The organism is uncultured Pigmentiphaga sp. (genome assembly GCF_937950555.1).
GTDB lineage: Bacteria > Pseudomonadota > Gammaproteobacteria > Burkholderiales > Burkholderiaceae_B > Pigmentiphaga.
Genome location: NZ_CALFCW010000053.1, coordinates 1 through 10,719, shown reverse-complemented (window position 1 = coordinate 10,719; position 10,719 = coordinate 1). Strand labels below are relative to the sequence as shown.

At 60.1% G+C, this 10,719-nt stretch carries 16 protein-coding genes and 1 pseudogene; 3 read left to right on the top strand and 14 right to left on the bottom strand.

Features of this window, described 5'->3' with window-relative positions; translation table 11 throughout:
- Positions 1–154: 154 nt before the first annotated feature.
- The 3 genes from Q0319_RS13530 (at position 155) to Q0319_RS13520 (ending at position 1,973) form a co-directional block, all read left to right on the top strand.
- Positions 155–355, top strand: coding sequence for a hypothetical protein (locus tag Q0319_RS13530; RefSeq protein ID WP_299453367.1), 201 nt, complete (start codon positions 155–157; stop codon positions 353–355).
- 92 nt (positions 356–447) lie between these two features.
- Complete coding sequence (locus tag Q0319_RS13525) at positions 448–1,272, top strand: BglII/BstYI family type II restriction endonuclease (protein WP_299453365.1); 825 nt, start codon at positions 448–450, stop codon at positions 1,270–1,272.
- Positions 1,269–1,973, top strand: coding sequence for an MT-A70 family methyltransferase (locus Q0319_RS13520; protein ID WP_299453362.1), 705 nt, complete (start codon positions 1,269–1,271; stop codon positions 1,971–1,973). The genes Q0319_RS13525 and Q0319_RS13520 overlap by 4 nt, the downstream gene beginning before the upstream one ends.
- Before the next feature lie 122 nt (positions 1,974–2,095).
- On the opposite strand, the gene Q0319_RS13515 is transcribed toward Q0319_RS13520, so the two are convergent.
- The 14 genes and pseudogenes from Q0319_RS13515 to Q0319_RS13450 form a co-directional block, all read right to left on the bottom strand.
- Positions 2,096–2,371, bottom strand: a complete 276-nt coding sequence (locus Q0319_RS13515; RefSeq protein WP_299453359.1) for a hypothetical protein — start codon at positions 2,369–2,371, stop codon at positions 2,096–2,098.
- Entirely contained in the window at positions 2,364–2,753 is a 390-nt protein-coding gene (locus tag Q0319_RS13510) for a hypothetical protein (RefSeq protein ID WP_085503252.1), read from the bottom strand. The genes Q0319_RS13515 and Q0319_RS13510 overlap by 8 nt, the downstream gene beginning before the upstream one ends.
- Positions 2,750–3,058 (bottom strand): mobilization protein, encoded by a 309-nt coding sequence (locus Q0319_RS13505; RefSeq protein WP_299453350.1) that lies wholly within the window; start codon positions 3,056–3,058, stop codon positions 2,750–2,752. The genes Q0319_RS13510 and Q0319_RS13505 overlap by 4 nt, the downstream gene beginning before the upstream one ends.
- 406 nt (positions 3,059–3,464) lie before the next feature.
- Positions 3,465–4,475: a type IV secretion system protein gene (locus tag Q0319_RS13500; protein ID WP_299453348.1), complete on the bottom strand. Its 1,011-nt coding sequence runs from the start codon at positions 4,473–4,475 to the stop codon at positions 3,465–3,467.
- Positions 4,462–4,755: a hypothetical protein gene (locus Q0319_RS13495; protein WP_299453346.1), complete on the bottom strand. Its 294-nt coding sequence runs from the start codon at positions 4,753–4,755 to the stop codon at positions 4,462–4,464. The genes Q0319_RS13500 and Q0319_RS13495 overlap by 14 nt, the downstream gene beginning before the upstream one ends.
- Positions 4,756–4,767: 12 nt before the next feature.
- A complete protein-coding gene (gene virB5 / locus Q0319_RS13490) occupies positions 4,768–5,469 on the bottom strand; it encodes a P-type DNA transfer protein VirB5 (RefSeq protein WP_299453344.1) in 702 nt (233 codons plus the stop codon).
- Entirely contained in the window at positions 5,466–5,678 is a 213-nt protein-coding gene (locus Q0319_RS13485) for a hypothetical protein (RefSeq protein ID WP_299453342.1), read from the bottom strand. The genes virB5 and Q0319_RS13485 overlap by 4 nt, the downstream gene beginning before the upstream one ends.
- 588 nt (positions 5,679–6,266) lie before the next feature.
- Entirely contained in the window at positions 6,267–6,575 is a 309-nt protein-coding gene (locus Q0319_RS13480) for a hypothetical protein (protein WP_299453339.1), read from the bottom strand.
- Positions 6,576–6,717: 142 nt separating this feature from the next.
- Positions 6,718–8,142 (bottom strand): helix-turn-helix domain-containing protein, encoded by a 1,425-nt coding sequence (locus tag Q0319_RS13475; protein ID WP_299453336.1) that lies wholly within the window; start codon positions 8,140–8,142, stop codon positions 6,718–6,720.
- A gap of 211 nt (positions 8,143–8,353) precedes the next feature.
- Positions 8,354–8,704 (bottom strand): partition protein, encoded by a 351-nt coding sequence (locus Q0319_RS13470; protein ID WP_299453333.1) that lies wholly within the window; start codon positions 8,702–8,704, stop codon positions 8,354–8,356.
- Between the two features lie 56 nt (positions 8,705–8,760).
- The gene (locus Q0319_RS13465; protein WP_299453331.1) at positions 8,761–9,060 is read right to left on the bottom strand and encodes a hypothetical protein; all 300 of its coding nucleotides are present in this window, start codon (positions 9,058–9,060) and stop codon (positions 8,761–8,763) included.
- Positions 9,057–9,689, bottom strand: a complete 633-nt coding sequence (locus tag Q0319_RS13460; RefSeq protein WP_299453328.1) for a ParA family protein — start codon at positions 9,687–9,689, stop codon at positions 9,057–9,059. The genes Q0319_RS13465 and Q0319_RS13460 overlap by 4 nt, the downstream gene beginning before the upstream one ends.
- A gap of 91 nt (positions 9,690–9,780) precedes the next feature.
- Positions 9,781–10,023 (bottom strand): annotated as a pseudogene (locus tag Q0319_RS13455) (helix-turn-helix domain-containing protein); the annotation flags it as partial.
- Positions 10,023–10,634 (bottom strand): recombinase family protein, encoded by a 612-nt coding sequence (locus Q0319_RS13450; RefSeq protein ID WP_299453321.1) that lies wholly within the window; start codon positions 10,632–10,634, stop codon positions 10,023–10,025. The gene Q0319_RS13450 and the pseudogene Q0319_RS13455, both read right to left, overlap by 1 nt.
- Positions 10,635–10,719: the final 85 nt, after the last annotated feature.

The following is a 10,719-nucleotide window of genomic DNA, read 5'->3' as shown; positions in this document are numbered from 1 at the left end:
CGACCGCTTCATCTTGTAGAACTCCTCAATGAGAAAATTCTACTTCTGAACGCACCGCTTTTGCGGGGGGATTACCGATCTATCTGCGTTCGCATATATTGAATACTAACATTGTTAGTGCATAATACATACAGCGTCATTAAGAGGATGCGGAATGGTACAAACAAACTTCACCTGCCGCGTCGATGCAGACCTGAAACAAGCCTTCCTCCGAGCGGCCAAGGCAAACGATCGCTCGGCGTCGGTACTGATTCGGGACTTCATGCGCGACTACGTTCAAAGGTCGATCCAGGGACGGCAAGAAACCTTGCCGTTTGACTACCGGACACCCGAGCGGAAAGAAGCGACATGCTGAAAAAGCGGCGAGCGTACCGGCGGCAACCGGGACGCTCGCCTAACCACAACTAGCCTTCCAAGGAGGCATAGCAATGGCTAAGAACACTTTACATGGCAAACGGACAAGTTCCAGAACTGGAAAACGGGGGAGAGGAACAGGAAGTCGAGGCGCAGGTCGCCGATGATGTTGCGCTGCGCCCTGGCCCCAATGCTGACAGCCCGGCCGATGTTGAGCGGTACATCAGCGCCGAAGTGCGGGAGCTTTACGACGTGTATAGCTACCGGCACGCGGCCGCGATCCTGGCTAACTCCTTCCCTAACGAGTTGGCCGAGATCGAGGCGGCCTTACTCGCTTTCCGCATCACCACGCGGGACATTGGAACGCCTGGCGGGAATGAATCGGTCATGCCGAAGAAGTTTTCCCAGACCCTACGGCCGGCCGGTTGGGTCGAGTCGAGGATTCAGGGAGATCTGCTGGTGAGGATGCAGGAGTATGACGAAAAATTCCTGCCTGACGGGAAGGTCAAGAAAGTGAAGCGGTCGGAAAGCACGCCGCGCATGATCGAGAACTTCATCGACGGCCACAAGATCGACTACGTGAAAGGTCGAGTGGCCTTCGATCTGGAATGGAACTCCAAGGATCAGACCTTTGACCGGGATTTGTATGCCCTGCGGGCCTTCCATGAATGCGGCCTGATTAGCGTCGGGGTCATGGTCACGCGCAGCGAGAAGCTAAACCCCGTCTTTGACGTAGTGCCTCAACTCAACAAAGCGGGCGAGGCAATCGGGAAGACCGTAAGAGCGAAATACGGTGCCAGCACGACATGGATGGGCAAGCTCCTGTATCGGCTCAACGCCGGCAGGCATGGCGGCTGCCCCGTCCTCGTGTTCGGCATCACACCGAAACTCATTGAGGACTGGAACCCACAACCATGACCAAGAAAAAGGCCGATATGGCACCAGATGCGGCGCAGGACTTGCTGGCCCGGTTTGGTGGCCGACGTTTTCGCACTATCCTGGCCGATCCTCCGTGGCAGTTCCAAAACCGCACCGGCAAGATGGCACCGGAACACAAGAGGCTGTCTCGTTACAGCACGATGAGCCTTGAGAAAATCATGGCGCTGCCGGTCGAACAACTGACAGCCGACACAGCACATCTCTATCTGTGGGTGCCTAATGCCTTGCTACCGGAAGGCATCAAGGTGCTTGAGTCTTGGGGGTTTACCTACAAAAGCAATCTCGTCTGGCACAAGATCCGCAAGGATGGCGGGTCTGATGGGCGCGGCGTTGGCTTCTACTTCCGAAACGTCACCGAGCTGGTGCTGTTCGGTGTCCGTGGTAAGAATGCTCGGACACTTGCGCCAGGCCGTCGTCAGGTGAACCTCTTAGCGACCCAAAAGCGGGAACACTCGCGCAAGCCTGACGAGTTCTATGACATTGTGGAGTCGTGCAGCCCTGGCCCTTACCTTGAACTCTTTGCACGTGGGCCACGTGAAGGCTGGTCTGTGTGGGGGAACCAGGCCGACGAGTATTACCCGACCTGGCCGACCTATCCCAATCACTCTCAGGCCGAGCGCATCACCCGCGAAACGATCAAGGCAACGGTTAGCCTAGCAGCGCTGCCTACTATCGACTGATCGATCCAAAGGTCCGCTCCAACCAGATGGACCCGCCGAAGCCAACACAGCCGTAGGCCGGTGAGACAAGTCCGTGCGTATTACTAATAGGCCCGCGCTACGGGCCTATTACTGCCGTCTCCTTACAGCCTCACCGCGGGCCCTCTTTGTGCGGCCAGATAGTCCCGGCGCAGCTGCGGATAGACGATGTGACGGTAACGCCATTGCAGCCAGCACAAACCCAATGCGCCGGCCAATTGAATGCAGCCTCCCAAGGGCTTGTCGCCCGCGAAAACCCATGACGGATTGAGCACAAACGTCAGGGCCAGCATGACACCCATGACGGCGAAAAGAGCCGCAAGGCCGAACTGAAAAGCCCTGTTCACTTGAACGAAAGTATCTCGAACCTTCTCAAGCATTGATGACGCCTCCCTTTGCCAATTCTTTGCGCTTGATCTCCACTCCTGGCTCCCAAATCTCGCCCCGGCTATGACGCCTCACGTACTCACTCACCAGGTCACGCAAAGCGCGGCTCGGGAGCACGCCATTCTTTCGGGCAGCCGCGTCAAATTCCGCCTTCAGATCCGTATCAATGACTGCCCGAATCGAGTCGCCACGTGAGCGCCAATAGATGCGTCCATAGTTGAGCGGCGCTCGGGCTTGCGATGTCCGCCAGATGTATTCCCGCATGAGGTCGCGCAAAACTTGGCTCACTGCTCGGTCTTGGTGAGCTGCAATCTGGCTGAATTGCTCCTTCAATTCTGGCGATATGAGCACGCGGACATAGGGAACTGCACTCATCGTTGCGCCTCGCCCGGAGTCCAGATTTCGTGCCCGAGGCGCTTCAATTCGCCCTGCACTGCCTTCATGCGATCCGGCCCGGCCAAAGCACGCAGCAGCAACAGCGTTTCAACCTGAATGGCCGTCGGGGCCGGGGCCGCAGGGCCGGCTGCGCTTCGCTCTCCCGGATCGTCCAGCCGGTCATGCAACAGCGTCACCTCCCGTTGTAGGGCCGTAAGCGTGCAATGCAGCTCGTGCGCGTCATCGATCAGGTCGCGCAGGTAGGTAGATAGCGGCTTGCCCCTGCGGGCCGCCGCGACCTCCAAAACGGCCTTCCTCTCCGGGGTTAGTCGTAGGGTGATTGGGTGTCCCAACATAGAGAAGCCCCTTGTAGTGCGCCCTGTAGTGCGTGACCTATAGGCAAATCAGTGTGTTACAGCGGTTTTGTAGTACCTGAACACTACAGCGCACCATGCCATGATTCGAAAATATTGTTTGCTATCAATGACTTAGCTGCACCGAGAGGTGCGTATGGTGTATAGACGAGTTAAGGCTAAGGATTGGTCCTTTTTCTACTGCGTTCGATACACACCGCACCCTGAGAGGGTCCGCCTATGGGTCCCAATGCGCTATGCGCATTGGGATGATGCGAAGATGAGGCGGGAGTAATGCAGCGGTGACGCGAAGATGATGCGCCGGTGATGCAACATGATGCAGAGATCGTGCATTTCATCATGAGCGGCGCCCCCTGAAATACCCAGCAACGGCGCGTACCGCCTTGGTGCCAGCCTGGGCGGCTGCCACGCCGCCACGAGCAACCGCAGCCGCACCATGTGCAGCCATCTTGGCGCCGGCCTTGCCTGCCGCGTAAGCGCCGCGAGCGCCGCTTCGGATCGCACGTAGCTCGTACCAGTAGCTAATGCCAACTCCACCGGCCAAGCCGCTGGCGATGTTCGGCAACTGCAACAACAGCCCTAGCGAAACGATGGAAATCAGCAGCATGCCAATCAGCGTGTAGCTGACGTTCTGAACCCCGTCGAATGCGGCCTGCGCCATGTAATCCCGGTATATATCCATGAGCAGCATGAACACCGTCGAGAACAGGACAATTAGCAGCACGTAATTCAACAGCTGATGCATCCATTGCTCGAAGAAGCGGCTCGTGGATTGCCATAGCAACCCCAGGATAAAAAGCGGCCCCAGTCCCACCAGGATGGCGAGCGCAACCTTCGCCGCGATAAGAAAGACTGCCCCAACGCCGACAATCGCAGTCAGCGCAAGAGCGGCAATCGAACCAATGGCCGCGTACACAAGTCCGTTCGCCTTGAAAACACCGGCTTTCTCAAAGGCTTTCGATACGTAATCCGCGCCCTGTTGAGCGGAAGCGTCAATGACGTTTGCTGCTGATACGCCGCCAGCATTTCCGGAAATGGCCTGCGCCAGCGCGTCAGGCGCTGCCATGATGGCGTCCGCTATCTGCGACTGGTAAAGCCCTCCGGCCACAGCGATGGAAACGATGATCCCGATCCTCAGACACCGTTGCAGGAAGTCCGCCACGGGCATTTCCACCGCCCCGCGCATGATGAGCATTCCGTAGGCGATGAAGCCCACCGTCAGGCCCACCGAAACAACCGGGGTAATCTCGGTAATGATGCGGCTCGAAATGTCGGTCACATAGGTCTGAGTAACCGCCTCGATCCGCTCGAAAAGAGGACCAACCAACTGGAAATCACTTCCCGCCATCTTCCACCTCCGGGTACTTCGGCGGCATCCTCAGCTCCGCATTCTTGCGGTTCACAGCCTTCTTGACGGCGATGCACTCGGGCGTCTCGGCAAGCTCCGGATGCTTCATGCATTTGGTCTCCGTTCTCATGCTTGCCGCGAAGTTGTGCATGTAGAACTCGACAGTGTGCTCCTTCGGAATCTCGGCCTGCTTCTGTCCCTGATCCTGCGCCGTTGCCGAATCATTGCACCCGGCCAGCAGCCCCCCAATCAATGCGGCAATCACCACTTTCTGAACCATATCGCCTCCCTTTCAACGGTTGCGGCTGATGCTCGGCATCCCCCGGTTTTCACTGCTGAGGATGCGGCGATTCAGCTCCTGCTCTTGCTCCTGAATGAGCGCCCTTTCGGCCTGCCTCAGATGGGCAATGAGTTGCAGCTTGGTCATTTCGTTCTGGATCGCGGCCTGCTCGGCGGCGATCCTGGCCTGCAATTCCTCGATGGCCTTCTGGTCCTGCGTCCGGGCAATCTCATCTGTGAGGGCCTCGATCTGCGCGAGGCGGCGTTGCGCACCTTCGTAGCCACGAAGGCCAACGGCCTTGTCCGTCGCGGCCGCGTTGCGTGACCGTTCGCCGATGGCTCGCTGCAAGTCATCGATGCTGCCGCTGCCGAGCTGTTCCTGTCGCAGAATGTCCTGGATGGAGCCGGAAATGCCCGCGTAGCCGCCGCCGTTCACGCTGTCATAGATGCTCCGCAGATCGTCCGGCAGGTATTCGCGCAGCCCCGTATTGCGGAACAGGTCGCCAAAGCCCCGTATGCCGCTCATCGAGTCGAAAAGCCGCTGCGCCTCGGCAAGCTGTTGCCGCGCCGTGTCGAGCTGCTCTTTCATGCGAGCGAATTGCTGGATGAAGTCAGCGGCACGGGTCGCGTCGAATACTGGAATGCCCGAGGCCAGCACCGGCCCGGATGCTCCAAGAAAGGCGGCCATAGCAGCCGCCAGCACTGCCTTTCTCATTGGGTCGCCTCCTTTGAATCGCTGAACGAAGCAAAGATTTGGACGCCACGCAGTCGGCGAGCGACGCGGCGGGCCTGCTGGAATGTCGAGAATCGGGCGGCCTCTCCTGCGTCGGCCCAAATGGGGTGTTTGGCGTTATCTAAGCCCGCTAAAAACCGCCATTCGGAAAATCGTTCACCGGCGGCCACAACAATAAAGTGCTTTTCCATAAGCGCCCCGTTAGATGCAAAATTTTAGTCAATTATGGGCAGCTCATTATTCAACGTCAAGTAAAAATCCCTTTTAAATCAACGACTTGTCAATAGCTGTCAATACTTTTGTTTTTCAAGTTTGAATAACTTCTGCACAATACCTGCATCATTCATGCATCACACTTGGATAACTTGTGCGCAATACTTGCATCATTTATGCATCATCCAATGCTGCGCATTTAGCCCAAAAGTTTGACCCTCTCGACGTGATGCATGCCCCGAAGGTCGCCTAAATCGGGTTTGGAGGGTGGAAGCCGGGTCAAGGGTGTAGGGGCGGCTGGCGCGGCCCGCAGGGCGAAGCCCGAGGACACGGGCCGCCCCGGAAAGCGCAAGCGGCCCTTGATGCGGCTGGAACCCATCTACGCTTAGGGCATGGGGGGCAGGTCGAAAGGCCGAAGGCCGCCCGTCCTGCTCCCCTGCCACGCGGCGAGCGCGGGGAGTCCAGAGGGGCAGCGCCCCTTTGGCAAGACCGCGCACGCGCGGTCGCCGCAGAGTTCATTAGCTCTTGAGGAGCGCTTTCGTTGACACTTGAGAGACGTTGCCGGTCTAGTTCAAAGCCGATTCCAGCCGTTTGACCGCCGTCACAAAGTCGAGCCTGAACAGGTGCATGGTCAGGTCGATTGCCCCTCCGCCGCCTTGCTCGCGCCGGGTGTCATACCACTTGGGGCCAGTCGCTAATAGCTCGATGACTCCACCGTCCAGCGACACATACAAGCGGACGGTGCGCGGATCTTTCGTCGGACGAAAATCCGGGTCTCGCTTCCAGTAGACACCCAGGAGCGTCATGGCTTCCTGCGGCGTCATATCCCGCAAGCGATCGAGCAAGGCCGGAGGAAATGAGCGCCGAGCTCTCATCGCTGGCCCCCTTGGGGGAAAGGGCTACTCGGCCCTTCGGGCCACTCCGGCCGCTTCGCGGCCTGCGCGCCTTGTGGACAACGCACCGCCTGCGGCTCCGCGTTGACACACAAGGCTTGCGGGCTACTCGTGAAATATAAATTCACGGGGCTACTCCTGCCTTCGGCAGTATGGGCCTCTGGCCCGTGGCTTCGCCATTAGTAATAGGGGAGGGACTTTGGACACCTGCCTCCTTGGCGTACAGGGCCACCAAAGACTTGCTGATGCCCAACCGTTGGGCGATGGCTCGCACGGAAAGCCCCTGTGCCCTAAGCGCCTGAACCTGCACCCGCTTCGCCTCAGCGGCTTCCAGGTATGTCTCCCTGTCCACGGCCCCGGCTGCCCGCCTGCGGGCCTCGTCGCGCTTCCTGTCGCGCTCCCTGCGTCGTTCCTTGGCAAGGTCGGTGCTGATGAGGGTGCGGAGGTGCCGCTGTTCCTCGTCCGTGATGCGGAACAGGGAAATCAGGGTGTCGTTCTTGGGGGTGTAGAGGGGCGGCAGCTCGCGGCCGCCAAACTCGACCCGCTCGCCTGCCTCGAATGCCTTTGCTTTGCGGTAGAGGGTGCGTAGCTCGGCGCTGCGGTGTGTCCATCGAGGGTCCAGCTCGGCGGCCAGTGCGGCTGCCTCCTTGAACATCTCGCGGCTGTTCGTGGCCCCGGAAAGCAGCAGGAAGTTGAGCCGCCAAAACAGGTGCATCATGCGCTCGCCTTCGCGCACGCCTCCGCGCAAGGCGGCCAGCTTGCGTAGGTCCTCTAGGCGGTCCCAAGCGAGCTGCCGCCCCGAAAAGCCGCGCAGATTGTCAGATTTGCCGCCCGGCAGAAGCTTGAGTTGGCGGCGATCGGCCCGCTCGCGGCGCTGCTGCTCGATGGTCCAGCGGGCCACGGGCAAGAGGATTTCGGCCAGATACTCGAAGCTGTAGCGGACGGGCTGGCCGTCCTGGTCGGTCTCGACGTGGACCACGCGGCACACCTCGCCCGACTTCGTGTTGACGGTGGCAACCGCCCGCAGCACGCGGCTGGCGTCCTTGGCCTGCGGATCAGCCCCAAGGGGAGCCAGTCGGTCGACTAAATAGCGTTGCACGGCGTTCCACCGGGGCAAGGCTTGGCGCGGCAGGGTGCTATCGAGGAGCCATTTGGCCTGTATTCCCCGGCCGCTGTAGACCAGAATGGAAGGGGTCGGGATGCCCTCTTGGGCGCAGTGATACAGCACGGCGGCAGCCAGTTGGTCCGGCGTTCGGCCCGCTGCCCATTCCTCGTGGTAGGTGTCTAGGTCGGCGAACAGCAGGCCGATGCGGGCAAGATTGACCACACGCCGATTGGGCCGGATGAACTCGGCCTGCGAAAGCCAGGTGTCGCGGCTTGGGTCCAGCATCCCCAGTACTCGGGGCATGTCCGAAAGCAGGTGGCTGGACTGCCGCTTGTCGGCCCCGACTTGCACCAACAGGGAGAAGAAACCCGGTCTTTTCGGGTCGTGGTAGGCCGCCGCCTCGTCGGCGGGGTCCTCTAATGCCAATGCCAGTTGCGCCGCCATGCCAGCCTATAAACCCCTGTACGTGCTCGACGCGCGTCAACGCACGTCAACACTTGTCAACACCGGGGTCAGGCCGTAGAATGAAAGCTGCTTAGTCCACTTTGGTGGGCCTTCATTCTACGGTTCTTCGCTTGGTTAGCCGCTGCCAACGGCACCCAAGCTAGACCCGATCCCTGCAAAGCCTCGTCGCCAAACGAGGCTTTTGCTTTTTCTAGGCTCCGCCGTTTCGGTACGTCTGATACCTCGGCGTCCAGCCTTCGGTTTCACCGCGAAACGTGGTGATGCCGTACTGCTGCAAGGTCGAAGCCGCAGCATCAAAGCTCATGAACAGCCGCGGGCTACGGACCTTCGCTTGTCCGAGGATGCGGTGCTGCTGCCCCACGTCCGCGACAACGATCAACCCGGCTCCATCTTCCGCAGCCCGGATTGTCGCGCCTTGCACTGCGCCCGTAGCGCACAGTTCACGAAAGACTTTTGGCGTTACCACGTTCAATTGCTGCGAATCCCGCATAGGATGATGCCCCATTCTGCCATCGGCAGCAAGGTTTTCAAATACGTCCATACCTGATCGAAAGCTATCTTGATATCTTGATAGCAAGATAGCTTGATATCATGCTATCAAGATAGCTTCAGGTGTTCGCTTAGGGCCTGCTCTACGATCTCCTGCTCCGATACTCTCCGCCCAAGCGCCGCGCTGCGCTCCGCTGCCGCCAGTTTCAGCGCCGCAACGGTCTTCGGACGCAGGCGAAAGAGCTTTTGCACCGTAGGTTGCTCCGTGGCCTTCTCTTTCGGTTCTGCCTTGCCCACTGCGCCCGCTTTGCCTTCCGCACGGTCGGCTTCTGCTCCATCCAGGAACGCGGAGGGATCCTTGATCAGCGCCGGGCGCTGAAAACCTGTCAGGTCCGGTTTGTTCTTCATGCCGTCACCTCCGCGAAAAACGCCTCGATCTCGCTCACGGCCGCATGGTCACGGCCTAACTCCTGCACGGTCGCGCCCTCCCCGATGGCACGGCGAAACGCCACGCGCTCGCACACCCGCGCGCTCAAGACGGCCAACTGTTGCTCGGCCAGCCATTCCAGCATCTCGGCGGTGTCCTTTGTGCGGGGATCGACCCGGTTCAGCAGCACGCGCACGTCCAGATCCGGGTTGTAGTCGCGGGCCAGCTCGACCACGGTCAGCAGGTCGGTCATGGCGGCGGCATCGAGGTTTGATGCGCCAACCGGGATGATGGCCCGCTGTGCCAGCAACAAAGCCGCTCGGAGGCCCGCTGTGTCGCGGCCTCCGGCATCCACGACAACATGCTCGAACCCGCCCGCTAATGCCTTGCCCTCGTTGAAAACGGCTTTGCCGGTCAGGCAAGTTGTCGTCGGGCTAGGTGTCAGGTTGGAGTTTTCGCGCCGCCACGCGGCCCAGCTCGCAGCGCTGGCCTGGGGGTCGCCGTCAATCAGTAGTGTTAGGCCACGCTTGGCAAGCATGGTGGCCAAATGAACGGAAACCGTTGTCTTTCCAACGCCGCCCTTGGTGTTGACCACTGCATAGGTCGTCACTGTGCACCTCCAAAAATGATGTAGATGATATCTTGCTATAAAGCTATCATGCTATCAAGCTATAAAGCTATCATGATAGCTTGCTATCAAGCTAACAAGACGGCTCCCTATGCGCTGCCAATATGCGTTTTACCTGGGCGGGGCTGTAGCCAGTGATCCGCGCCGTCGCGGTAATGCTGTGTCCGGCTTGACGCAGGACTATCACCTGTTGGTGTCGGCGGCTGTCCTTGGGGCGGCCTGCATAGCGACCTTCCTGCTTGGCCTTCTCGATGCCCTGGCGCTGCCTTTCTCGCCTCGTTTCGTACTCATCGCGGGCTGCCTGCAAGGCCAGCTTCAAAGGCATGCTTGCTTGGCCAAGGCCCGGTAGAGGGTCGCGCGGTGCACGCCTAGCAAGCTGGCAACTTCCTTCGCGGTGCGGCCCTCGGCGTCTATCAGGCGGCGGGCGTGGGCGATCTGCGCCGGGGTGAGGGTAGGGCGGCGGCCGAAGCGAACGCCCCGCTTCATGGCCGCTTCCCGGCCGTTGCGGGTACGCTCCACGATCAGGCTGCGCTCGAACTCGGCAATGCCGGCGAACACGGTCAGCACCATGCGTCCGGCCGGGCTGGTCGTGTCGGCCCACGGCTCGGCCAGACTGCGCAGGCCTGCGCCCTTGGCCTGTAGCTGCTCGGCAATGTCCAGCAGGTCGCGGGTATTGCGGGCGAGGCGGTCGAGCCGGGTCACTGTCACCACGTCGCCGGGGCGCAAATGGTCGAGCATCCGCGCCAGCTCCGGCCGCTTGCTGTGGGTGCCGGACACCTTCTCGGCAAAGATGCGCGTGCAGCCTGCGGCGTGCAGCTCGGCGCGCTGCTGGCTGAGGTCTTGGTCGTCGGTCGAAACACGGGCGTAGCCGATCAGGCGCTTGCCGGTGATGAGGTCTAGGGTGCCGGGGTCGTTCGCGTGGCGCATGTTGGTCGCATGGTTGCAAATGTTGTCGCAGATTATAGAACATGTGCGACTATATTTTAGATCGGAAGAGCACACGTCTGAACTC